The following is a 22,241-nucleotide window of genomic DNA, read 5'->3' as shown; positions in this document are numbered from 1 at the left end:
CCGTGACCACCAGGGTGGCCGCGATCGGCCTCGGGGAAATGGGTTCGGGGATGGTCCGCGCGCTCCTCGCCGCGCGGTACGAGGTCGTGGTCTTCAACCGCACCGCCTCCCGCGCCGAAGCGCTCCGCGCGGCCGGGGCAGAAGTCGCCACCACGGCGGCCGAAGCCGTCAAGGACGCGTCGCTGGTCCTGGTCAGCCTCGCCGACGAGGACGCCGTGACCCAGGTGCTGCTCGGCGATCTCGCCGGTGCGCTCACCGCCCGGCACACGGTGCTCGACACCTCCACGGTGTCCCCGCGATTTTCGGTACAGGCCACCGCGAAACTCGCCGAAAGCGGCGTGCGCCGGATCGAAAGCTGCGTCATGGGCAACCCGGAAATGGCGCGGGAGGGCCGGTTGCGGGTGTTCGCGGCCGGGGAGGAACCTCCCGGCGAAGACGTCTCCGCGGTGTTCGACGCGCTCGGCCAGCAGGTGAGCTGGCTCGGCGAGACCGGCCGCGCGAGCACCCTCAAACTCGCCTTCAACCTCCTTCTCGGCGTGCAGACGGCGGGACTGGCCGAAGCACTGGAGTTCGCCGAATCCGCCGGGATCGACCGCACGCTGATGCTGGACGTCTTCTCGGCCAGCGGCTGGTATTCGCCGGTCCTGGGGTTCCGCGCGCGCTTCATGCGGGAACGCGACTACAAGCCGGCGGCCTTCCGCAGCGTGCTGATGCACAAGGACCTCCGGCTCGGCTGCGAGGACGCGGCAAAGCGCGGAGTGCCCATGCCGGTCACCGTCGCGGCCGCGGACCGGTACGGCACGGTGGTCGACGCCGGCTTCGGCGACGACGACGCGGCCGTGATCGCCGAAGGATTCCACGGCGACACCCCGCCTTCGCGGTGACGACCGTGCCGACGTGGGAACGCTGGCTGGCAGGCACGGTGACGGTGACCAGCGGCGCGATCGCCGGGGTGCTGTTCGCCGTCGCGCTCGCCGTGCTGCCCGCGCTGTTCGCGATGCCGCCATCCCAGTACGTCTACAGCCATCAGCTGATCGGCAAGCGGTGGGATCCGACGATGCCGGTGCTCGTGCTCGGGTCGACGGTGCTCGACGTCGTGCTCGCCTTTCTCGTACCGGACCGGGCCTGGCTCTTCGGGGCGGGCGCGATCGCCTTGACCGCGGTGTCGGTGGTCTCGCATTTCTGCAACGTGCCGATCAACCGGGTGGTCAAACGGCTCGACCCGGCGGAGATCCCCGACGGCTGGGCCGATCCGCGGCCGCTGTGGCGCCGCTGGCATCTGGTCCGCACCGGGATCGCCGTGCTCGCCGCCGGGCTGAACACGGCCGCGCTGGCCTGAGCGGACCTGTCGAGCACCGTTCGAGAACCACTTCAGTGACCGCGCTGAAGATCGGAACCCAGGCAGAACGAAAGGTGGGGATCATGACCGATTCGGCTGGTGCCGATCGACCGGTCGTCACGGGGATCGGCGTGGTGGCACCGACCGGGATCGGGACGGCGGAGCATTGGCGGGCCACCCTCGACGGCCGCTCCGGCATCGGCTACATCGACCGCTTCGATCCCGCGAGTTATCCGGTCCGGCACGCGGGACGGCTCCGCGGGTTCGCCGCCGAGGATCACCTGCCGGGCCGGTTGCTGGTGGAAACCGACCTCTGGACGCAGACCGGGCTGGTGGCCAGCCACGAGGCGCTGGCCGACGCGGCGCTCGACCCGGCCACCGTCCCCGAGTTCGAGATGGCCGTGCTGACGTCCAGTTCGTCCGGCGGGGTCGAGTTCGGCCAGCGCGAGATGGCGAGCCTGTGGCAGAACGGCCCGCGGATCAGCGCCTACCAGTCCATCGCGTGGTTCTACGCGGCCACGACCGGGCAGCTCGCGATCCGGCACGGCATGCGGGGCGCCTGCGGGGTGATCTGCGCCGAACAGGCGGGCGGGCTCGACACCCTCGGCCATGCCAGGAAATTCACCGCCGGGGACACCAAAGTGGTGGTCGCGGGCGGTACCGACGCACCGTTGTGCCCGTACTCCCTGGTCGCCCAGCTGAGCAACGGCAGGCTGTCCACCGAGCCCGACCCGCGCCGCGCCTATCTGCCGTTCGACGAGGCGGCTTCGGGCTACCTGCCGGGTGAAGGCGGCGCGATCCTCATCGTCGAGGGCAACCGCGCCCACCGCGAACGCGGGGCCGCGCACTCCTACGGCGAGGTGGCGGGCTACGCGGCGGGAATGGACCCGCGACCGGGATCGCCGAGGCCGCCCGCGCTCGCCAGGGTGATCCGCGCCGCGCTCGCCGACGCCGGTCTCGGACCGGGCGACGTCGACGTCGTCTTCGCGGACGCGGCGGGCTCACCGGCCGACGATCTGCTGGAGGCGCGGGCGATCACCGAGGTGTTCGGCGCCCGCGCGGTCCCGGTCACCGCGCCGAAGACGCTGGTCGGGCGGCTCTACGGCGGCGGGGCCGCGCTGGACGTGGCGACCGCGCTGCTGGCGCTGCGCGACGGCGTCATCCCGCATACCGCCGGCACCACCCGGCTGGCTCCCGGCTGCGACATCGACCTGGTGCGCTCGGCCCCGAGGGAGGCGGCACTGACCAGCGCGCTGGTGCTCGCACGCGGCTACGGCGGCTTCACCTCGGCCCTCGTCCTCCGGAAGACCGAACCCGACGGAACCAACCAGGGAGCCCATCGATGAACCAGCTCACCATCGAAGACCTGCGCGAAATCCTGCGCAGCAGCGTCGGGGTCGACGAAGGAGTCGATCTGGACGCCGACATCCACGACGTCGAGTTCGCCGAACTCGGTTACGACTCACTGGCCATTTTGGAGCTGGCGGGTCAGCTCCAGCGCCGCTACGGGGTCACGATCTCCGACGACGTCGCCCTCGACATGCGCACTCCGGCCGAAGCCCTGCGCACCATCAACCGCCAGCTGGAAAGGACGGCCCACTGAGATGTCCGGTCACGTGGACAACGAGATCCTCATCAACGCCCCGCTGGAGCTGGTGTGGGAGCGCACCAACGACATCGAGTCCTGGACCGAGCTCTTCAGCGAGTACTCGGCCGCCGAGATCCTCTCCGAACGGGACGGCACCATCGTGTTCCGGCTGGCGCTGCACCCCGACGAGAACGGCAAGGTGTGGGACTGGGTCTCGGCGCGGACGCCGGATCACGAGACCTACACCGTCCGTTCGCAGCGGGTGCAGACCGGGCCGTTCAAGTACATGTGGATCTACTGGGAGTACAGCGAAACCCCGGACGGCACCCGGATGCGCTGGGTGCAGGACTTCGAGATGAAGCCCGCCGCGCCGATCGACGACGAGGGCATGCGGCGGCGGCTCGACCACAACACCGGCATCCAGCAGAAGCTGATCAGGGACCGGCTCGAACAGCTCGCCGCGGTCCGTTAGCCACCGGGGGACGCCGTGCTCGGGTTGCTGCTTCCCTTGGTACTGCTGGCGAACGGCCTGGCGGCCGGGGTGCTCGTCGGCACGCAGCTCGGCGGCTGGCCGCTGCTGCGCGGTCTCCCGCCGGACCGGTACGTCCAGGCGCACGCCTTCTTCGCCACCCGCTACGACCCGTTCATGCCCGTGTGTTTCGTCGTCACCTTCGCCGGGGACCTGGCGCTGGTGTTCGCCGACGACGGGCCGCGCCGGGTGGCGTTCGGCGTCGCCGCGCTGCTGACCGTCACCGCCATGGTCATCTCGCTGGTGAAGAACGTGCCGGTGAACAAGTGGCTCCGCACCCTCGACCCGGACAACCTGCCCGCCGACTTCGCTCGGCTGGACCCTCGAAAGCATTGGGGCGCTTGGAATCGCGTCCGCGGCACGCTCTCCGTGCTCGCGTTCGCGCTGAACTGCGCCGCGCTCGGTTTCCTGCTGAGCACACGGATCTGACCCGACGAAGAAGACGAGGAGCATTCCGATGGATCTTGGGCTGAGGGGCAAGAAGGCGCTCGTGACCGGTGGGAGCCGGGGTGTCGGCCGCGGCATCGCGCTCGAATACGCCCGGCACGGCATGGACGTCATCACCTGCCACCGCACCGATTCCGAAGCTTCGGCCTCCCTGCAACGGGAACTCGAAGAGATCGGCGGCAAGCACCACGTGGTCAGGGCCGACCTGACCGACGCGGGCGAAATCGACCGGCTGTTCGAGGTCGTGCGCTCGCAGTACGGCACGCTGGACGTGGTCGTGAACAACGCCGGGGCGATCAGCCACATCCCCTACGCCGAGCTCCCGCTCGACGAGTGGCACCGGGTGCTCGCGACCAACCTGACCGCGGTGCACCTGGTGACCCAGCGGGCGATCGAACTGCTCGACGCCGGCGGTTCGGTGATCAGCATCGGCTCCAAGTCCATCGACGCCGGGATCCCGCTGCGCGCGCACTACACCGCGACCAAGGCCGCGCTGCAGGGTTTAAGCAGGTCGCTGGCCAAGGAGTTCGGCGGCCGCGGTGTCCGCTTCAACGTGCTCGCCCTCGGCGTGATCGCCACCGAGGCGATGGACGCGCTGCCCGAGGAAACCCGCGAAACCATGGTGCGGCGCTACTCCGAGAAGACCGCCCTGCGGCGGCTGGGCACCCCGGCCGAGGTCGCCGGTGCCGCGCTCTGGCTGGCCAGCGATCTCGCCCGGTACGTCACCGGTTCGGTGCTCAGCGTGGACGGGGGTATTTCCTGATGGCCACCGACACGGTCTTCCGGGTGATGTTGCGGATGCTGATCAAACCGGGCATGGGGCCCGACTTCGAGCGGGTCTGGTCGGAGGTCGGCGACTCGGTGGTCACCCATCCGGCGAATCTCGGCCAATGGCTGTCGCGCTCGGACGAAGAAGACCCCGAGAACGGCGGCAGCGTCTACTACATCGTCAGCGACTGGGTGAGCGAACCGGCGTTCCGCGAGTTCGAGACGAGCGACCGGCACCTGACCCACCGGCAGAAGCTCCACCCGTACCGCTCCGGCGGCTCGATGGTCACCATGCGGGTGGTCGCCCACCTCCCTGGTGGCGGCTGATGCCGGGCAAGGTGCGGGTCCTGCTGTTCCACCGCACCGCCGACGGCGAGGGCCTGCGGGCCGCCTATCGCCGGACCAGTGAGGAGCTGAGCGGGACCCCCGGACTGCTCGGCAACGAACTGCTCGGCTCGGTGCACGACAGCGCCGAATTCATCGTCATCAGCGACTGGGCCGACCAGGAAGCCTTCGACGCCTGGGAAACCGGCGCGTCCCACCGGGACAGCACCGCGCCGCTGCGGCCGTACCGGGACATGGCGCTGGCCCGCCCGTTCGGCGTCTACCGGGTGCTCGACGGCTTCGGCGAGCCGTGTTGAGCGCCTTGCGCCGCTGGGTTTCCTTGCCGCTTCGAGGTTTGGCGGCCCTCGGCGCCGGCGCCGGCTGCGTCGTGGCTCCCGCGACGGAAGCCGCGCACGGCGACAAGAGAGAGGAAACGGCATGTCCTCAGGACGTCACGGGCCACGGGTGGTCATCATCGGCGGAGGCGTCGGCGGGCTGATCCTGGCGCAGGGCCTGCACGCGGCGGGCTTGCCCGTCACGGTGCACGAACGCGACGAGTCGCCGCGGGTACGGACCCAGGGCTACCGGCTGCGGATCAGCCCGGACGGCGAGCGGGCGATGCGCGAATGCCTGCCGCCGCGGGTGCTCGAACTGCTGCTGGCCACCTCGAACGAACGCCACGGGCACGGCCTGCTGGCCTTCGACGAGCAGTTGCACCCGCAGTGGGCACCGGAGTTCGACGATCCGCGGGGCCCTGGGCCGGACAAGATCGACGCCGTCGATCGGGTCACCCTGCGGCGGGTCCTGCTCGCCGGGCTCGGCGACGTGGTGCGGTTCGGCCGTCGGCTCACCAGGGTCGAGGAGGACGCGGACGGCGTCACCGCCCACTTCGCTTCCGGTGAATCCGCGACCGGGGACGTCCTCGTCGCGGCGGACGGGGCGAACTCGGTGGTCCGGAACCAGCTTTGCCCGGCGGAGCGCCCCAGGGACCTGGGCGTGCGGACGGTCTTCGCCCGTCTGCCGATGGAGGGGGTGCACCGGGCGGGTCTGCCCGAAGGGCTTCGCGGCGCGTTCAGCTATGTGATCGGCTCCGACGGGCACCACCTCGGCCTGATGCCGATGGTCTTCCGTGAGCCGCCGTCACGGGCGGCGGCCCGGCTCTGGCCGGGGCTGGACCTGCCGCCGGGCGAGGACTACTACATGGCTGTGCTCAACGTGCATCGCGACGAACTGGCGATGCCGGACCCGGAGTTCTTCGCGCTGGACGGCCGGGCGCTGGCGGGCTTCGCCGCCGTCCGGATGCGTGACTGGCACCCCGGCCTGCGCGGCCTGTTCGGCCTCGGCGACCCCAGGGACACCTTCGCGGTCTCGCTGCGGGCAGACCTTCCGGTCCGCCCCTGGGGCACGGACCGGATCGTGGCGCTCGGCGACGCGGCGCACACGATGCCGCCGTCCGGCGGTGTCGGGGCGAACAGCGCCGCCTGGGACGCGGCCTTGCTCACCCGGTTGTTCCGTCAGGTCGCCGACGGCGGCACCACCCTGCCCGCCGCGTTCGGCCGGTATCGCGAGGCCGTGACCGAGCACGCGACCGAGGCCGTTTCGCTGTCGCTCAAAATCGCTCAATGGTCCATTCGCAAGATCGACATCGAGGCGCCCGCCGCAGGCTTCGAGAAGTCCGCGAATCATTCCCGATGAGAATCGGGATTTCATCCGGCGAATAAATCAGCGGCCGCAACCGGACCCCGGAAAGCCGAAAAAGAAATAGAAAAAAGGGTTCCCGCCGATCATCCCGTTCCACCGGGAATGTTCGGCGGGAATCTCTTTGCCGCCCCGCGGGCGCGCGCCGCCGGGCCCATGATCGACCGGCCTCGCGAGTGTGACGTCCACCAAGGCCAGGTCACAGGCCTCCTTGCCCGGCCAGCGGGATACGCGAGGCCGCCAAGGTTCGAAATAGTGACATTAAGTCTAATCATCAAGACCCTAATGTCTGACAATTGGCCGCTCTTTTCACCGGTCAGCCGCTTGCTGCTCCTTTGGGCAACGGCCGGAACCGCCCTCGGCGGGGATAATTCACCATATCGAACTACACCAAGACAGCGGGCGTCATCCTCGACGACCCGGCTCCCGTCCAACCCGCGGCACAACCCGGACCGGTCGCTCACGGCTCCCGTGACGGCTTACCAAATGTCCGTAATGCACCATTCTTCCCAGAAGATCGCATACATTTTTACGGATTTCAACTGAATTCAGACACCGTCCGAAATGCGGCTCTCGGCACGATATCACGGTCCGTGTTTCTTTTATCGCCCATCTGGCCGTAGACCCTGACTGGTCATTTTGAAACTATTAGCGCGAGTAATCTTACTTGTCGAGCCTTGGGGGGCCCACCGTGAGAATCAGTGTGCTCGGTCCGTTGGAAGTCGTCCACCTCAACGCCATTATCACCCCGACAGCGGCAAAACTGCGCCAGGTGCTCGCCCTGCTCGCACTGCATTCCGGCCGGGTGGTGCGCAACGAACAGATCCTGGAAGAGCTCTGGGAGGACAACCCTCCGGTCAGCGTCACGACCACCATGCAGACTTACATCTACCAGCTGCGCAAGCTGCTCCGCCTCCAGCGCACCGGGCTGCCGACGTCGGAGGAATACGACACCAGGCCGCTGCCCAGTCTGCAGACCTCGCCGGGCGGGTACAGCCTCAACTACGAACCCGAATGCCTTGACGCGTACCGCTTCGAACAGCTGGTGAACCAAGGACGGCTGGAATGTTCGGCGGGCCGCTGGACCGATGCCGCCGCCACCCTCACCCACGCCGGCCTGCTGTGGCGCGGCCCTGCGCTGGCGGACGTCAACGTGGGACCGGTGCTGCACGCCGAGATCCTGCGGCTGGACGAATTCCGCCGCAACGCGCTGGAACTCCGGCTGGAGGCGGATCTCCGGCTCGGGCGGCATCACGAACTGATCGGCGAACTCGCCAGACTGGTCGGCCAGGAGCCGACCAACGAGAGCCTGCAATCGAAACTGATCATCGCGCTGCACCGGGCGGGACGGCGGGCGGAGGCCCTCCGCGTCTACCAGCAACTGCGCACCGCCTTGAATCAGGAACTCGGACTCGACCCGTCGGAGGAACTGCAGCGGCTGCACCGTGCCGTGCTCGACGCCGACGGTTCGCTGGACCTGCCGCTGGACGACGAGGTGCGTCGGGTGACGCTCGTCGAGCCGCAGTGCCAGCTGCCGCCGAGACGCAACAATCTCCTGAGCCGGGACGAACCGCGATCGGTGGCACTGGCCGCGTTGTGCGCCGGTGAAGCGAGCGGCCCCGCGACGATCGTGGTGACCGGACCGCCCGCTTCGGGCAAATCCGCCTTCGCCGTCGATGTCGCGCATTCGGTGCGCCATCACTACCCCGATGGCCAGCTCTACGCCCGGCTCATCGACGACGACGGCAATCCTTTGGACAAGAACGAAATCCTCGGTCATTTCCTCCGCGCGCTCGACAATCAGCACCCCGATCTGCCCTCCGGCACCCACGACCGGATGCTCCGCTTCCGCTCGCTCACGTCGGACCGGCGGTTGCTGACCGTCTTCGAGGACGTGACGAATCTGGACCAGCTCGCCGGGCTGACGCCGTCCGGGGACGGCTGCGCGGTGATCGTGATCAGCAGGCGACGGCTCGCCCCGTCGCCTTCGGCCACGGTGATCGAGCTGTCGCCGCTGGACCTCGAGCAAAGCGGGGTGATGCTCGCCGGCTGTCTCGGCCGCGACAAGGAAGGCACGCCCGCGGCCGACAGCGAATTGCTGCGGTTGTGCGACGGGCTGCCCGGTGCGCTGGCGACCGTGGCGAACCGGCTGAAAGTACGTCCACATTGGACACCCGCCCGAGCCGTCCGCTGGATCAAGGCGGAACTGGCGAGGGACGGTGGCGCCACCAGCGATCCGCTCGGCCTTCGAGCCGGGGTCTGGCAGAGCTATCTGTGCCTGACGCCGCCGGGCAGGGCCGCGTTCCGGATAGTGACCGAAGCCGCGGCGGGCACGGTGTCCACCGCCGAACTCGCGGCCCGCCTCTCCGCCCCGGAGTACATCGCGGAGACGATCCTCGACGAACTCGCCGAGCTGTGCCTGGTGACCATCCAGGAGGACGACTCGAGCACTTGCCATTGCCTGCCTTGCATCCGCGCCGTGGGGCACCAGCTCATCGAGGAGCACACCCGGCTTTCCGAGATGCTCACCGAGGGCACGTTCGACATCCCGGCACAGGAGTCCTTCCGGCTTCAATACGCGCAGCGAGCCCTCTGATGCGCGTACTTCTGACCGCTTGGGCCTGGCCTTCCCATCTGTACGCGCTGGTACCGATGGCGTGGGCGTTGCGTTCGGCGGGCCACGAGGTACTGCTGGCCAGCCAGCCCGCCGCCGAGGCACTGGTGACCGGGACCGGACTGCCGGGTGCGACCGTAGGGACCGACGTGGCCGCGGCCGACATGGTCCGCCGCTACGTCCTTCCCTCTGCAAAGGACACCGACGTCCCGTGGGGAGGCGCGGCGCGCGGCGGGAACGGGCCGCGGGCGATGGAGATGTTCCTCGCCCACGCGGAGTCCATGACCGGCGGGCTGCTGGAGCTGGCCGGGCGGTGGCGACCGGATCTCGTGGTGTACGAACCGACCGCGCTGGCCGGGCCGATCTGCGCGGCGGCGGCGGGCGTGCCCGCGATCCGCCACCTCTACGGCACCGATCTGATGCTGCGCGCCCGCACCGTCCTGCCCTCGGCGCTGGCGCCGCTGGCGGAACGGCACGGTGTCACCGGATTCGACCCCTTCGGGGCGTGCACCATCGACCCGGCCCCGGCTTCACTGCAACTGCCGTCGGACCATCGGCGCCTCCCGGTCCGGTACCTCCCGTTCAACGGCCCCGGCCCGCTCCCGGCCCCGCCGCCGCGCGATCGGCGGCCGACGGTGTGCGTCAGCTGGGGGCACACGATGGCGAAGCTGCACCCCCGGCTCTTCCTCGCGGGCCGGATCGTCGAAGTACTGCGGAAGCTGGACGTGCACGTCGTACTGGCGTGCTCGTCGGCACAGCTCGACCTGCTCGGCCCGGTGCCGGACGATGTCTCGCTGTACGTCGACGCGCCGCTGGACGGCCTGCTCGCGCACTGCGACCTGCTCGTTTCGCACGGCGGGGCGGCGAGCATCCTCACCGCGCTGTCGAACGGTGTCCCGATGCTGCTCGTACCGCAGCTGCCGGATCACACCGCGCACGCGGGCCGCGTGCTGGCGAAGGGGGCGGGCGAGGTGCTCACCCGCGACGAAGCGACCGAAGAGGCCGTCGCGGCCCAGGTCGGGCGTCTGCTTTTTGAGCCGGGCTTCCGGGCCGCGGCGCTGGCACTGCAAGAGGAGATGCGCGCCCAGCCGTCACCGGCCGCGGTGGTCGCCGAACTGGAGCGGGTGGCTTCGGCCCCCGCGATCTGAACCAGGGCCCGCCCCGCCCGCCACCCCCAGAGCGGAAAGGGCCGGCCCCGCCAGGGCCCCGGTGCGTCACCCGCACCGGGGCCCTTTTCACGTCGCCCTCTCCGGAGGCTCAAGTCCGTGAAGGCCTCCTTGAGGACCAGTATTTGCTTACCCGTTGGTGCGGTTGGCGGTCGGGTGTGGAGGATTTGGGACGTTCAACGTCCTGAATCCTCCACGCTCGGTCTCGTTGATCCGGCCGTTGAGTGTCCCGGATCTTCCGTTGATCAAGGTCGGTGACCGGAATACACCCGCGCAAATACCGGGCCTCCTTGAGGGACTTGAATCCACGCAGTGGCGCGCAGCGTCCCCGTTGAGGGTGGCGGCGGGGGCATGGATGGACCGCAAGGAGGCCTTCACGGACAAGGGAAATAGCGCGGGTAGTGGAGGTCAGTCCCGGACGGCGAAGGAGACCACAAGGGCGAGCGCGGTCGCGATGGCCGCCATCCACAGCGCGGCCGCGAAACCGGCCGTCGGCGAGTCACCGGGCGACGGCATCCGGCCGGACAGCTGCGAAGCGAGCGCGATGCCGATCGACCCGCCGAGACCGAGACACGCGGAGTTGATCCCCGGCAGCACCCCGGCCTTGCCCGGCGGGGCCAGTACGACACTGAGCCCGTTGAGCGCGGTCAGCGCCACCGAATTGACCGCGGCGAGCAGGATCACCAGGCCGAGCACCACCCACTGCGAGCGGTGGGCCAGCGCGATGGCCACGATCAGCGGCGGCACCCCGGACAGCGACAGCCGCAGGATCCGGAGCCAGCCCACCCTCGGAGCGAGCGCGCCGGCGAGCGGTGACGCCAGCACGGTCACCGCGCACGGCGGCACCATGAACAGCAGGGTCATCATCGTCGCCGAATGGCCGTAGCCACCGGCCGGGAAGATCGCGAGCAGCGGGACCGTGTAGTTGATGACGCTGAGCACGCCGGTCAGCAGCAGGACCGACGTCAGCAGCATCGGCCAGATCCGCCGCGAGAGCAGGTACCGCGCCGGTATCAGGGCGTTCTCCCGGCGTGCCTCGATCCGGACGAACACGAGGAACAGCGCCACCCCGAGCCCGGCGAACAGGAGCAGCCAGCGCACCGGGCCGTCGGCCATCCCCGCCGCCGCCTGGATCGAGGCCAGGCTCAGGCACAGCACCGCCGCACCCCACCAGTCCATTTTGCCGTCCCGCGACGGTTCCGAACGCGGCACCGAACGGAAGGCGGCGTACAGGGCGAGCGCGCCGAACGCGGTCATGAAGCCGAAGACCGCGCGGAAGCCGCCGTGGTCGGTCAGCCAGCCGCCGATCAGCGAGTCGATGCCTGCCACCCCGCCGTACGCCGCGGTGATGACGCCCATCGCCCGGCCGAACCGCTCCGGGGGCATCGTCTCCCACAGCACCCGCAGGGCCAGCGGGAACGCGGCGCCCGACGCGCTCTGCAGGACACGCGCCACCATGAGCACCTCGACGTTCGGGGTGACCGCGGCGAGCGCCAGCCCCGCGCAGGTCACCACCAGCGAGCCGATCAGCAGCCGCCGTCTGCTGGAGTAGTCCCCGTAGCTGGCCACCACCACCGCGACCAGGCCGCCCAGCAGGAAGCACAGCGAATGGGCGAACCCCACCGAAGAAGCGGGGGCCTCCAGCCGGACCGCGATGTCGCCGAGCGCGGCCGTCGGCATCGCGCCGGACATCTGGCCGAGGATCGCGGCGAGCACCAGCGCGACATAGACGCCGCGGGCGCCCGGAGGGCTCGCCGAGGCACCGGCGGGCGCGGGTCGGGCCGTCTCCTGTGTCATCGTCGGTCCTCCGCACCGGAATCCTCGATCCGGATCGCCCGCGTCGGACAGCCCTGGGCCGCCCGGCGCACCTCGGTGGCCAGTTCGGCGGGCGGGGTCCGGTCGACGACCTTGACCCGGCCCTCCTCGTCCTGGTCGAACACTTCGGGCACCCGGTACACGCAAAGACTGCTCACCACGCAGACGTCCCGGTCCGCCGAGACACGCAGTGAGTCCTCGCCGGTCACCACTCGACCGGGATTTCGGCGAAGGCCTCCAGGAACCCGCCGAACTTGCGCGGCAGGTCGGCCGCGGGCACGGCGAGCCGCAGGCCGGGGAACCGGCGCAGCAGCCCCTCGGTCGCCACCTGCAGTTCCATCCTCGCCAGCGCCGCGCCCACGCAGTAGTGGATGCCGGAGCCGAAGGTGAGGTGATGGTTGTTGGTGCGCCGGATGTCGAGGGTCAGCGGGTCGGGGAACGCCGTTTCGTCCACGTTCGCCTCGGTGGACAGCAGGACGGTCGACCCCTTGGGCACCACCGAGCCGTCGACGAGTTCGATGTCTTCGAGCGCGTACCGGAGCGAGCCCAGCGAGGAGCCCATCAGTTCGTAGCGCAGCAGTTCTTCCACCGCCGACGGGATCAGCGAGTAGTCGGCGCGCAGGTCCGCGACGACGTCGGGCCGGTGCAGCAGCACGGCCATGCTGGAGCCGATCTGGCTGGCGGTGGTGATGTAGCCGGCGATCAGCAAGGTGCGGATCCAGTGGTGCAGCTGGTAGTCCGACAGCCGGTTCTGATCGCCGTCGCTGATCTGGATCAGCGCGCTGGTCAGATCCTCGCCGGGGGTTTCGCGGCGCAGCCGGATGAACTTGTCGATATAGCTCCACAGGTCCTCGCGGCAGCGGGCCACCTCGGCGTCCGGCAGTTTGCTGATCGACAGGAAACCGTCGACCAGCCCGCGGAAGACCTCCATGTCCTCCTCGGGGATGCCGAGCAGATGACAGATCACGCGGATCGGCAGCGGGAAGGCGATCGCCTCGTTGAGTTCGGCCGAGGACGCGCCTTCGGCCATCCGGTCGAGGAGTTCGCCGGTGATCGTCACCGCGAGCGGCCGGAGCGCCTCGATGTGCCGGGCGCTGAAGGCCCGCGTCACCAGGCCTCGCTCGGCGCTGTAGCGGGGCGGGTCCGAATCGATCTCCGGATCGCTGAACAGGTTGTTGTTCAAGGAGATCCGCGATGTCGGGTACCACGCGGTGTTACGGCTCAGCCGCACGTCCGCGAACAGCGCCTTCACGTCCCGGTACCGGGTCACCAGGAGAGCGGGATCGCCGCTGGGCAACGTGATCTCGACGATCGGCCGCTCGCGGAGGTCACGCCATTTCTCCGGGATCTCCAGCGGCGGAGTCCACTCGAAGGGGTAGGAAACAGGGCACGAACCGGACACCTGGCACCTCTCTCGGGTCAGCCGTGCGCCGACGGCGAACTGGGCGTTCTTCTCTTGCCACACCGTTCAACCACCCGCTGGTGTGACGCTGGAAAGGCGGTCAGCGCGCCGCGCACGGGACACGACCCAGCCCCGTCCCAGCGATTTTCGACCAGGACTCGCCACGGTGATCGGGACCCGGAACCAGGAGAGGAACGCCGATGACGAAGACCAGCACCCGGCCCGTTCAGGACGACCTCGGCGGGCACACCGACGGTTCGGCCGACATTCTCCGGCTGGGCAACGCTTTCTGTGACGCCCAGGCCTTGCTGACGGCGGTCGAACTGAACGTCTTCGGCAGCCTCACGGCGGGCCCGGCGACCGAGGAGGAACTGCGGGAGCGCCTCGCCCTGCACGGCAGGGGCCTGCGTGACTTCCTCCAGCTGCTGGTGGCGCTCGGCCTGCTCGAGACCGCGGACGGGCGCTACCGCAACACCGAAGCGGGCACCCGGCACCTGGTACCGGGGGAACCCGGCTACATCGGGGACTTCCTCGGTGGCGCCAAACACTTCCTGTACCCGGTGTGGGGTGGCCTCGGCGACGCGGTGCGCACCGGCAAACCCCAAGCGGGCGGCGACTTCGAGGTGATGCTCAACAACCCGGAGATGATCGCGCCCTACGTCCGGATGATGGACGGCCTGATGCAGGTGCTGGGCGCCAAGGTGATCAAGGCGGCCGGATTCGCCGGGCGCCGCACCGTGGTCGACGCGGGCGGCGGGCGGGGCAACCTCGCGAGCCAGCTCGCCGAAGCGCATCCCGAGCTGGAGATCACCGTCTTCGACCGCGAGCAGATCGAGCCGTTCTTCGACGAGTACCGCGCCGAGATCGGCGGGTCCGGCTCCGTGCGCTTCCAGGCGGGCGACTTCTTCCGCGACCGGATCCCGGCGGCGGACGTGGTGGTGCTGAGCCACATCCTGCACGACTGGTCGCCGGAAGAGCGCGCGCGGATCGTGGAGAACGCCTACCGGGCGGTGAACCCCGGCGGCACGCTGGTGGTCGTCGACCGGATGCTGCCCGACGACTTCGGTCACGTCGAGAACCTGGTCGCCAGCCTGAACATGCGCCTGGTGACACCGGGCGGATCCGAGTACACCATCGCCGAACTGACCGGGCTCGCCGAGGCGGCGGGATTCCGGAAGGGCGCCGTGGTCGCGCTGGACGAGAACGAGACACTCGTCGAACTGCACAAGGCCGCGAACCGATGACCAAGGTGACCGCGGCCGGAGCCACCGAGTGGCAGGGCGGGGATCTGCGCGCGCTCGGCGCGCGGGCTTATCTGGACCTCGGCACCTGCATCAACCGGTACGGCCCGCCGACCAGCGTCGGCTCGGCGCTGCGCGCGGTGGACATCCGTTCGCTGCGGGCACATCCCTACGACGCCGAGGAACTGTTCGTCTCGGCCTACGCCGAGTACCTCGGGGCCGACGGCGGCGAGCTGGTGGCCGGGCGGGGCATCACGGAGTTCATCCGGTTGCTGTCGGCCCATTTCCCGACGCGGAGCACGGCGGTGGTCACCCCCGACTACACCGACAGCATCCGGTGGATCACCAACCATGTCGGCCCGGACGCCGGGGTACCGGAGACCGCGGAGACCAGGGCGGCCCGCGTCGCCTACGCGATGCGGCACTACGAATGTGTCCTGCTGTCCAATCCCAACAACCCGCTGGGCCTGTACGTGCCGTCGGAGGAGCTGGCCGCGATCTGCCGGGACAACCCCCGCTCCACACTGATCGTCGACGAGGCGTACATCGACTTCGCCGACGGCGGCTCGCAGCGTTCGATGATCTGGTCCGGGCTGGGCAACGTCGTCGTGTTGCTCTCCCCCAACAAGCTGTTCGGCATCGCGGGAACCAGGACCGGGGTGATGTGGACTCCCGACGCCGGATTGCGCGCGGCGATCCGGGCCCGGCAGCTGAACTGGTCGATCTCCTGCCTGGACGCGCTCGTCGCCGCCGAGGCGTTGCGCAACCTCGGCTGGGTGGCGCACAGCCGGAGCCGCTTGAGTGCCACCGCGAACCGGATGGAGGCCCTGCTGCGCACGCGGTATCCGGGGGTGGTCACCGGTGTCCCGGTGCACTACCGGTTCGTGTACACGGAGGACGCCGAGCGGGAACACGAGCGGCTGCTCCGGCACGGGGTGGTGGTCCGGGTCTTTTCCGGCGCGCAGCCGGGCCGGGTGAGCGGGCTGCGGATCACCGCGCCCACCGAAGCCGAGTACCCGGTGCTGGCCGCCGCGCTGCGCGGCGACTGACGGGCCTGCCGAACTGCCGAACTATAGCCATAGTATGGCTATATCGATTAGGGTCAAGGCACCGGGCCGGCCTCCGGCCCGGCACGACCAAGACTGCGGAGTGACGTTATGGATCTGGGACTGCGGGACAAGCGGGTGCTGATCACGGGCGCGACCAGAGGGATCGGCAAGGCGACGGCCCGGCTGTTCGCCGAAGAGGGCGCGCGGGTCGCCATCACCTATCACACCGGCAAGGAAGCGGCCGACGAACTGGTGACCGGACTCGGCGGGCCGGACCGGGCGCTCGCGGTCCGGCACGACCTCGGCGACCCGGTCTCGATCAAGGCCGCCGTCGAAGAGGTGGAACGGCACTGGGGCGGCATCGACGTCGTGGTGTGCAACGCCCAGACCTTCACCTGGATCAACCCGGAGGACCTCACCGAGTTCGAGAACTTCCAAGAGGGCTGGTACACCAAGCTGCGCGAGAACAGCGAAGGGCACATCCGCACCGTCCAGCACGCGCTGGGCGGCATGCGTGCCCGCGGCTGGGGCCGGGTCGTCCTGCTGTCCTCGGTGACGGCCACCCACGGGATGTACGGCTCGGAGATCTACAGCGCCGCGAAGTCCGCGCTGAACGGGTTCGTCCGCGGGCTGATGTGGACGAAGGGCGGCGTGCTCAGCAACGTGGTGGCGCCCGGCGGCACGCTGACAGAGAGCTTCGACGGCGTCGACCCGGCGATCGTCGAACAGGCGGCGGCCACCACCCCGAGCGGGCATCTGAGCAAACCGGAGGACGTCGGCAGGCTCATCGTCTTCCTCTGCTCCGAGGCCAACGGCAACATCAGCGGCGAAGTGATCAACGTGGCAGGCGGCCGCTGAGCCCATGGACCTGGAACTGCGGGGCAAACGCGCGCTGATCACCGGCGGAACCAAGGGGATCGGCAAGGCCGTCGTGCTCGCGCTCGCCAAGGACGGCGTCGACGTCGTCACCTGCGCGCGCGGACGGGACAGCGTGGTGGCACTGCGGGCCGAACTCGACGCCCTCGGTGGCGAGCACCTCGTCTGCGAGGCCGACCTCACCGCGGACGGCGAGGCCGAACGGCTCGCCGGACGCTGTGCCGAGCGGTTCGGCGGGCTGGATCTGGTGGTGCACAACGCCGCGACGGTCGGCCGGGCCGCTTACCCGAAGCTCGGCCTGGCCGAGTGGGAGGCCACCCTCGCCGCCAACGTCACCGCCGTGCACCGGCTGACCACCGCGGTGCTCCCGCTGCTCGGCCGCGGGTCGTCGGTCGTCGCGATCAGTTCCAGGTCCGCGGAGCTCGGCCTGGCCGGGCGCGTGCACTACACCGCGTCGAAGGCGGCCCTGCACGGCTGGAACCGTTCACTGGCACAGGAATACGGCCCCGCGGGCATCCGGTTCAACCTGCTGACGCTGGGCATGGTCCACACCGAGGTCTACGACGATCTCGCCGAGGCGGACCGCGCCGCGCTGCTGGCCCGGTTCGAGCCCGTCATCGCGCTGGGCAGGCCGGCCACCCCGGACGAGGTGGCCGACGCGGTGCGCTGGCTGGCCAGCGACCTCTCCGGTTACGTCACCGGCAGCGCCGTCACGGTCGACGGCGCGCTCTGCTGAGCGGAAGGCCTACCAGCAGACCGGGAGGCTTTCCGCGCTTCGCGCCAACAGGCCGGGCGACCAGCGCACGTCGGCGACGGGCACGGCGAGCGCCAGTCCCGGAAACCTGGTGACCAGCGCGCGCAGCACCACGCGAAGCTGCAAGAGCGCCAGCTGCGCGCCGAGACACCGGTGCAGCCCGTAACCGAAGCCGAGGTGCGGATTCGGCCGCCGGGTCAGTTCGAGCTCGTCCGGCCGGTCGAAGACCTCGCCGTCGCGGTTGGCCGCGGTCAGCGCCACCACCACGTAGTCCCCCGCGCGCAGAAGCACCCCGCCGAGCTCGACGTCCTCGGTCACCCGGCGCGGGAACGCCGTGCTGATGCCGAGCGGGCTGTACCGCATCAGTTCTTCGACGGCGTTTTCGATCAGCGCCGGATCGGCGACGAGCTGCTCGTACCGCCCCGGCGTGGTGAGCAGCTGGTAGCAGAAGTTGCCGAGCTGCATGGTGGTGGCGTCGTGGCCGGCGATCACCACGGTGGCGCACAACGCGACGGCTTCCTCGTCGCTCACCCCGCCCCGCACCAGATCGGCCACGAGCCCGGTACCCGGCGATCGGCGCCGTTCGCGCACGAGGTCACCGAGCACCGCCCACAACCGCAGCCCCGCGGCCTTGGTCTGCTCGGCGGTCTGCGTCGCCAGCGCGGTCGCCAGCAGGGAGCCGGTCAGCCCGACGAAGTCTTCGCGGCCTTCCTCGGGGACACCGAGCAGCTCGGCCATCACGAGCGCGGGCAGCGGCGCCGCGACCGCGGAGACCAGGTCCCCCGGCGGCCCCTGGGCGCTCAGCCGGTCCAGCAGGCCTGCCACGAAGCCTTCCGTCACCGTTTCGAGCCGCCGTACGCCGGGCCGGGTGAACGCTGCGGCCACCAGGCCACGCAGCCTGCTGTGCTCCGGCTCGTCGTGGTTCAGGATCAGGTTGGCCCGCTGCGGCATCGGCACCACCCGCGGTTCGTCCGCGCCGAGCGAGTCCGCACGGGAGAACCGCCGGTCCCCGAGCACCGTCCGGACGTCCTCGTAGCTGCTCACGAGCCAGGCGGGCTCGCCGAAGGGCAGCCGTACCCGGACCGGTCCCTCGTCTCGCAGCCCGCGAAAACGGGTGTCCGGGTCGAGCGCGGTGGCGTCGGCGAGCGGGAAGGCGAGTTCGGGCGCGCCGGTCATCGCGCCGTGAACCGGTCACGACGGGCACCCGCGTCGACCGGCGTCGCGGAGAAGGCGCCCGTCTGCGGCCGTCCGGTGATGGACAGGAACACGTTGTGGCGGTACGTGCTCTTCGGATCGTCGATCCGCGAACCGCCGGGGCGGCCGGAGAACAGGTTGCCGACGAACGACGCGCCGAAGTCGCCGACGTTGTTCACCATCACCTCGGCGACGCCGGTGCGCACCACGTTGCCGTACACCGAAAGCGAGCCGGGGTCGCCGCACATCATGGTGAAGACACCGGTGCGGTCGCCGTTCGGATACCGGCCGAGCGAGTTGTCGTCGAGGCTGACGTTGTACCGGAACACGGTGCGGTCCGCGGTGGCGTCGGGGTCGTTGCAGACGATCAGCAGGCCGCCGTCGCTGCGGCGGCTGAGGTTGTGCTCGTACACCGTCCCCAGCGACGCGGACTCGACCATGAAGGACTGCGACGGCAGCGTTTCCCCGCCTTTCCCGTCCGAGACGGTGTTGTAGCGGATCCTGGTGCCGTTCGAGTTGTAGGCGAACATGCCGGTGGTGTACTTCGTCCCGCCGATCGCGTAGCCGTCGAGCACGTTGTCCTCGACCAGCGCGTTCAGTCCATTGTAGACACCGATACCGTCGCCGTGGATGGTGCGCAGCGTGTTGCCGGTGATCCGCAGCCTCGTGATGGGCACGTACGCGGAACCCGTGCCGCTGGGGTATTCGGGACGGCGTTGCCAGTCCGAAGAGGTGCCGATGGCGGTCCGCCCGGTCCTGGTGACGGTGTTGCCGTCGACGAGGACGTCGTCGAAGCCGGTCGGCCGCCCGGTACCCGCGGCCTTGAAGAGGATCCCGCCGCTCGGATCGGGGTCACTGGGATTCTGACACTGACAGCCGTTGACGTCGTGGACGTCGACGTCCCGCACGACGTAGTGCCGTCCGACGCCGTAGTCGGTCAGCCGGGCGTAGACACCGAACCGGATCTCGTGCGCGCCGGGCGCCGGCCCGAGGTTCGACAGCGCGAGATCCTCGATCTCCCAGCCTTCGACGTCGTCCAGCAGGACGGCCGCGAGCGCGCCGTGCGCGTCGATGGCGGGTTTGGCACCCGAGCCGTAGGACCCGACGGTGATCGGCTTCCCCGGCGTGCCGGAGCCTTTCGGCGCGAACATGCCGTCGCACCGGGTGCCCGCACGGAACACGACGCGGTCACCCGGCGCGTAGGTCCGCGCGCTCGCTTTCGCCACCGACGCCCACGGCGCCGCGGCGCGCGTGCCGGAGGCCTCGTCCGATCCTCGCTGACAGTCGACGAAATACGTCGCGGGGCGGGGTTCGGCTGCGGACGGCGTGGCGGTCGACACGATCACCAGCAGGGCGGCCGCCAGCGCCCCCACCGAACGTGCTCCCAGTGCTGTCATCGCGTTTTCTCCCGTTCCCCACCGAGGTCCGTACCGGGAGCAGCCTGGGCGGGACCGCTCGAACCGGGCTCGAACGCCGGCTTCCAGATGGCGTCGAGCCCTGTTCGAGCCTCACTGGCAAGCCTGCGTCGAAGTGGCTTCGATCGGACGAGAGGGCGAGCACATGTGCGGAATCACCGGTTGGATCGACTACAACCGTGACCTGGCCACGGAACGGCCGACCGTGGAACTGATGACCGAGGCGATCGCGAGCCGCGGCGTCGACGACCACGGGCTCTGGCTGCGCGGCCACGCCTGCCTCGGGCACACCCGCACGGCGGTGATCGACCCGGCGGGCGGCGCGCAGCCGATGATCGCCGACGAAGACGGCAGCCCCTCCGCGGTCTTGGCCTACAGCGGCGAGATCTTCAACTTCCAGCAGCTGCGCACCGAACTGCGCGAGCGGGGGCACAAGTTCCGCACCCGCAGCGACACCGAGGTGGTGCTGCGGTCGTATCTGGAGTGGGGGGTGCGCTGCGCGGAACGCCTCGAGGGCATGTTCGCGTTCGCCGTCTGGGACCTGCGGACCGAGGAGCTGGTGCTGATCCGCGACCGGATGGGCATCAAACCGCTGTTCTACGCGAAGATCCCCGGCGGGTTCATCTTCGGCTCCGAGCCGAAGGCGCTGCTCGCGCACCCCGCCATCCGGCCGACGGTGGACCTGGACGGGCTGCGGGAGATCTTCTCCACGGCCAAACGCCCCGGCGCCGCGGTGTTCCGTGACATGCAGGAACTTCGCGCGGGACACACGCTCACGGTGAGCCGCAAGGGCCTGTACGAGCAGACCTACTGGAAGCTCGAAGCCAAGCCGCACGAGGAAGACCTCGGCGGCACCATCGCGCACGTGCGCTCGCTGCTGTCCGACATCGTGCTGCGCGAACTGGTCGCGGACGTGCCGCTGTGCGTCGGGCTGTCCGGCGGGCTCGACTCCAGCGCGATCACCGCGCTGGCCGCCCAGTGGATGTGGAAACTCGGCGGCGACCGGGTGCGCACGGTGACCCACGCTTTCGAGGGCTACGAAGAGAACTTCCGGCCGGACGACGTCCGGGACACCCCGGACGGCCCGTTCGCCGCCGAGATGGCGGCGCTGGTCCGGTCCGATCACACCGACCTGACGATCCGGACCGCCGACCTGATGGACCCGGAGACCCGGCGCGCGGTGCTGCTGGCGCAGGACATGCCGTCCACGCTCGGCGACATGGACACGTCGCACTACCTGATGCTCAAGTCGGTGCGCGACCACTCCACGGTGATGCTCACCGGCGAGGTCGGCGACGAGGTGTTCTGCGGCTTCCGCTGGATGTTCGACCCGGACTTCACCAATTCCGGCACCTTTCCCTGGGTGGCCAACGAAAACAAGATGCGCAGCACCGGCCACGGCCGTGGCCTGTTCGACCAGGGACTGTTCAGCCGGAAGCTGGACATGGCGACCTACTACGCCGACAACTACCAGCAGACCATCGACGAAACCCCCCACCAGGAAGGGGAAAACGGCCTGGAGCACAAGATGCGCGAGATCTGCTACGCGCACTTCACCCGGTGGCTGCCGATGCTGCTCGCCCGCGGCGACAGGCTGGCGATGGCGCACGGGCTCGAGACCCGTATCCCGTACTGCGACCACCGGCTGGTCGAATACCTCTACAACACCCCGTGGGCGTTCAAGACTTTCGACGGCCGGGAGAAGAGCCTCCTGCGGGCGGCCGTCGGCGACCTGCTGCCCAAGTCCATTGTGGAGCGCCGGAAGAGCCCGTGGCCGGTGACGCAGGATCCGGCGTACACCGAGGCACTGCACCGCGAATTCGCCGGCGTGCTGGCGGACCCGTCTTCACCGGTGCTGCCCCTGCTCGACCTGAAGGCCTCGAAGGAGACAGCGGCGAACCCGACCGGTTCCGCCCACGAATGGCAGAGCCGGATCAACGTGGAAACGGCGCTGCAGTTCAACGCCTGGCTCCGGCACTACCAGGTCGACCTCGCCATCTGAACGCGACTTCGCACCGGTCA

At 69.7% G+C, this 22,241-nt stretch carries 22 protein-coding genes; 17 read left to right on the top strand and 5 right to left on the bottom strand.

Annotation, left to right across the window (positions count from 1 at the left end; genetic code table 11):
• Positions 1-2 precede the first annotated feature (2 nt).
• From AMYAL_RS0125860 to AMYAL_RS0125805, 12 genes are all read left to right on the top strand, one after another.
• The gene (locus AMYAL_RS0125860) at positions 3-884 is read left to right on the top strand and encodes an NAD(P)-dependent oxidoreductase (protein ID WP_039795742.1); all 882 of its coding nucleotides are present in this window, start codon (positions 3-5) and stop codon (positions 882-884) included.
• A 5-nt stretch (positions 885-889) separates the two neighbouring features.
• Positions 890-1,339 (top strand): anthrone oxygenase family protein, encoded by a 450-nt coding sequence (locus AMYAL_RS0125855; protein ID WP_245193045.1) that lies wholly within the window; start codon positions 890-892, stop codon positions 1,337-1,339.
• A gap of 83 nt (positions 1,340-1,422) precedes the next feature.
• Positions 1,423-2,685 (top strand): ketosynthase chain-length factor, encoded by a 1,263-nt coding sequence (locus AMYAL_RS0125850; protein WP_039795738.1) that lies wholly within the window; start codon positions 1,423-1,425, stop codon positions 2,683-2,685.
• Complete coding sequence (locus tag AMYAL_RS0125845; RefSeq protein ID WP_020634165.1) at positions 2,682-2,942, top strand: acyl carrier protein; 261 nt, start codon at positions 2,682-2,684, stop codon at positions 2,940-2,942. Before AMYAL_RS0125850 ends, AMYAL_RS0125845 begins: the two co-directional genes overlap by 4 nt.
• A gap of 1 nt (position 2,943) precedes the next feature.
• The gene (locus AMYAL_RS0125840) at positions 2,944-3,399 is read left to right on the top strand and encodes an SRPBCC family protein (RefSeq protein ID WP_020634164.1); all 456 of its coding nucleotides are present in this window, start codon (positions 2,944-2,946) and stop codon (positions 3,397-3,399) included.
• A 15-nt stretch (positions 3,400-3,414) separates the two neighbouring features.
• Entirely contained in the window at positions 3,415-3,885 is a 471-nt protein-coding gene (locus AMYAL_RS0125835; protein ID WP_020634163.1) for an anthrone oxygenase family protein, read from the top strand.
• A 28-nt stretch (positions 3,886-3,913) separates the two neighbouring features.
• Positions 3,914-4,666, top strand: a complete 753-nt coding sequence (locus AMYAL_RS0125830) for an SDR family NAD(P)-dependent oxidoreductase (RefSeq protein WP_020634162.1) — start codon at positions 3,914-3,916, stop codon at positions 4,664-4,666.
• Complete coding sequence (locus tag AMYAL_RS0125825) at positions 4,666-4,998, top strand: antibiotic biosynthesis monooxygenase family protein (protein ID WP_020634161.1); 333 nt, start codon at positions 4,666-4,668, stop codon at positions 4,996-4,998. The genes AMYAL_RS0125830 and AMYAL_RS0125825 overlap by 1 nt, the downstream gene beginning before the upstream one ends.
• The gene (locus AMYAL_RS0125820; protein ID WP_020634160.1) at positions 4,998-5,312 is read left to right on the top strand and encodes an antibiotic biosynthesis monooxygenase family protein; all 315 of its coding nucleotides are present in this window, start codon (positions 4,998-5,000) and stop codon (positions 5,310-5,312) included. The genes AMYAL_RS0125825 and AMYAL_RS0125820 overlap by 1 nt, the downstream gene beginning before the upstream one ends.
• Before the next feature lie 121 nt (positions 5,313-5,433).
• A complete protein-coding gene (locus AMYAL_RS0125815) occupies positions 5,434-6,690 on the top strand; it encodes an FAD-dependent oxidoreductase (RefSeq protein ID WP_039794116.1) in 1,257 nt (418 codons plus the stop codon).
• 694 nt (positions 6,691-7,384) lie between these two features.
• Complete coding sequence (locus AMYAL_RS46150; RefSeq protein ID WP_167336155.1) at positions 7,385-9,289, top strand: AfsR/SARP family transcriptional regulator; 1,905 nt, start codon at positions 7,385-7,387, stop codon at positions 9,287-9,289.
• Positions 9,289-10,455 (top strand): nucleotide disphospho-sugar-binding domain-containing protein, encoded by a 1,167-nt coding sequence (locus tag AMYAL_RS0125805; RefSeq protein WP_020634157.1) that lies wholly within the window; start codon positions 9,289-9,291, stop codon positions 10,453-10,455. The genes AMYAL_RS46150 and AMYAL_RS0125805 overlap by 1 nt, the downstream gene beginning before the upstream one ends.
• 426 nt (positions 10,456-10,881) lie before the next feature.
• Here the strand turns inward: AMYAL_RS0125805 and AMYAL_RS0125800 are convergent, their stop codons facing one another.
• Genes AMYAL_RS0125800 through AMYAL_RS0125790 form a run of 3 tightly spaced genes read right to left on the bottom strand, consistent with a single transcriptional unit; the run spans position 10,882 to position 13,753 of the window.
• A complete protein-coding gene (locus tag AMYAL_RS0125800; RefSeq protein WP_020634156.1) occupies positions 10,882-12,270 on the bottom strand; it encodes an MFS transporter in 1,389 nt (462 codons plus the stop codon).
• The gene (locus AMYAL_RS0125795; RefSeq protein WP_209447249.1) at positions 12,267-12,497 is read right to left on the bottom strand and encodes a ferredoxin; all 231 of its coding nucleotides are present in this window, start codon (positions 12,495-12,497) and stop codon (positions 12,267-12,269) included. The genes AMYAL_RS0125800 and AMYAL_RS0125795 overlap by 4 nt, the downstream gene beginning before the upstream one ends.
• Positions 12,494-13,753, bottom strand: a complete 1,260-nt coding sequence (locus AMYAL_RS0125790; RefSeq protein ID WP_020634154.1) for a cytochrome P450 — start codon at positions 13,751-13,753, stop codon at positions 12,494-12,496. The genes AMYAL_RS0125795 and AMYAL_RS0125790 overlap by 4 nt, the downstream gene beginning before the upstream one ends.
• 137 nt (positions 13,754-13,890) lie before the next feature.
• On the opposite strand from AMYAL_RS0125790, the gene AMYAL_RS0125785 reads away from it, so the two are divergent.
• The 4 genes from AMYAL_RS0125785 to AMYAL_RS0125770 all read left to right on the top strand — a co-directional run bounded on the left by AMYAL_RS0125785 (position 13,891) and on the right by AMYAL_RS0125770 (position 17,592).
• Complete coding sequence (locus AMYAL_RS0125785) at positions 13,891-14,934, top strand: methyltransferase (protein WP_020634153.1); 1,044 nt, start codon at positions 13,891-13,893, stop codon at positions 14,932-14,934.
• Entirely contained in the window at positions 14,931-15,980 is a 1,050-nt protein-coding gene (locus tag AMYAL_RS0125780; RefSeq protein WP_020634152.1) for an aminotransferase class I/II-fold pyridoxal phosphate-dependent enzyme, read from the top strand. Before AMYAL_RS0125785 ends, AMYAL_RS0125780 begins: the two co-directional genes overlap by 4 nt.
• 108 nt (positions 15,981-16,088) lie before the next feature.
• On the top strand, positions 16,089-16,838 hold the full coding sequence (locus AMYAL_RS0125775; protein WP_020634151.1) for an SDR family NAD(P)-dependent oxidoreductase: 750 nt from the start codon (positions 16,089-16,091) through the stop codon (positions 16,836-16,838).
• 4 nt (positions 16,839-16,842) lie between these two features.
• The gene (locus AMYAL_RS0125770) at positions 16,843-17,592 is read left to right on the top strand and encodes an SDR family NAD(P)-dependent oxidoreductase (protein ID WP_020634150.1); all 750 of its coding nucleotides are present in this window, start codon (positions 16,843-16,845) and stop codon (positions 17,590-17,592) included.
• 9 nt (positions 17,593-17,601) lie between these two features.
• On the opposite strand, the gene AMYAL_RS0125765 is transcribed toward AMYAL_RS0125770, so the two are convergent.
• A complete protein-coding gene (locus AMYAL_RS0125765; RefSeq protein WP_020634149.1) occupies positions 17,602-18,786 on the bottom strand; it encodes a cytochrome P450 in 1,185 nt (394 codons plus the stop codon).
• Complete coding sequence (locus tag AMYAL_RS0125760; protein ID WP_084702153.1) at positions 18,783-20,201, bottom strand: right-handed parallel beta-helix repeat-containing protein; 1,419 nt, start codon at positions 20,199-20,201, stop codon at positions 18,783-18,785. Before AMYAL_RS0125760 ends, AMYAL_RS0125765 begins: the two co-directional genes overlap by 4 nt.
• A 163-nt stretch (positions 20,202-20,364) precedes the next feature.
• Here AMYAL_RS0125760 and asnB point away from each other — a divergent pair, with 163 nt between their 5' ends.
• On the top strand, positions 20,365-22,221 hold the full coding sequence (gene asnB / locus AMYAL_RS0125755) for an asparagine synthase (glutamine-hydrolyzing) (RefSeq protein WP_020634147.1): 1,857 nt from the start codon (positions 20,365-20,367) through the stop codon (positions 22,219-22,221).
• Positions 22,222-22,241: the final 20 nt, after the last annotated feature.

The sequence above is a fragment of the Amycolatopsis alba DSM 44262 genome (assembly GCF_000384215.1).
Lineage (GTDB): Bacteria > Actinomycetota > Actinomycetes > Mycobacteriales > Pseudonocardiaceae > Amycolatopsis > Amycolatopsis alba.
This window is presented reverse-complemented; position numbering and strand designations above follow the sequence as displayed.

What these genes read in the sequence shown, in the direction of transcription:
- AMYAL_RS0125850 (WP_039795738.1), top strand. Translation starts at nt 1,423, where the DNA reads ATGACCGATTCGGCTGGTGCCGATCGACCGGTCGTCACGGGGATCGGC.
- AMYAL_RS0125845 (WP_020634165.1), top strand. Translation starts at nt 2,682, where the DNA reads ATGAACCAGCTCACCATCGAAGACCTGCGCGAAATCCTGCGCAGCAGC.
- AMYAL_RS0125840 (WP_020634164.1), top strand. Translation starts at nt 2,944, where the DNA reads ATGTCCGGTCACGTGGACAACGAGATCCTCATCAACGCCCCGCTGGAG.
- AMYAL_RS0125830 (WP_020634162.1), top strand. Translation starts at nt 3,914, where the DNA reads ATGGATCTTGGGCTGAGGGGCAAGAAGGCGCTCGTGACCGGTGGGAGC.
- AMYAL_RS0125825 (WP_020634161.1), top strand. Translation starts at nt 4,666, where the DNA reads ATGGCCACCGACACGGTCTTCCGGGTGATGTTGCGGATGCTGATCAAA.
- AMYAL_RS0125820 (WP_020634160.1), top strand. Translation starts at nt 4,998, where the DNA reads ATGCCGGGCAAGGTGCGGGTCCTGCTGTTCCACCGCACCGCCGACGGC.
- AMYAL_RS0125815 (WP_039794116.1), top strand. Translation starts at nt 5,434, where the DNA reads ATGTCCTCAGGACGTCACGGGCCACGGGTGGTCATCATCGGCGGAGGC.
- AMYAL_RS0125805 (WP_020634157.1), top strand. Translation starts at nt 9,289, where the DNA reads ATGCGCGTACTTCTGACCGCTTGGGCCTGGCCTTCCCATCTGTACGCG.
- AMYAL_RS0125800 (WP_020634156.1), bottom strand. Translation starts at nt 12,270, where the DNA reads ATGACACAGGAGACGGCCCGACCCGCGCCCGCCGGTGCCTCGGCGAGC.
- AMYAL_RS0125785 (WP_020634153.1), top strand. Translation starts at nt 13,891, where the DNA reads ATGACGAAGACCAGCACCCGGCCCGTTCAGGACGACCTCGGCGGGCAC.
- AMYAL_RS0125780 (WP_020634152.1), top strand. Translation starts at nt 14,931, where the DNA reads ATGACCAAGGTGACCGCGGCCGGAGCCACCGAGTGGCAGGGCGGGGAT.
- AMYAL_RS0125775 (WP_020634151.1), top strand. Translation starts at nt 16,089, where the DNA reads ATGGATCTGGGACTGCGGGACAAGCGGGTGCTGATCACGGGCGCGACC.
- AMYAL_RS0125770 (WP_020634150.1), top strand. Translation starts at nt 16,843, where the DNA reads ATGGACCTGGAACTGCGGGGCAAACGCGCGCTGATCACCGGCGGAACC.
- AMYAL_RS0125765 (WP_020634149.1), bottom strand. Translation starts at nt 18,786, where the DNA reads ATGACCGGCGCGCCCGAACTCGCCTTCCCGCTCGCCGACGCCACCGCG.
- AMYAL_RS0125760 (WP_084702153.1), bottom strand. Translation starts at nt 20,201, where the DNA reads ATGACAGCACTGGGAGCACGTTCGGTGGGGGCGCTGGCGGCCGCCCTG.
- asnB (WP_020634147.1), top strand. Translation starts at nt 20,365, where the DNA reads ATGTGCGGAATCACCGGTTGGATCGACTACAACCGTGACCTGGCCACG.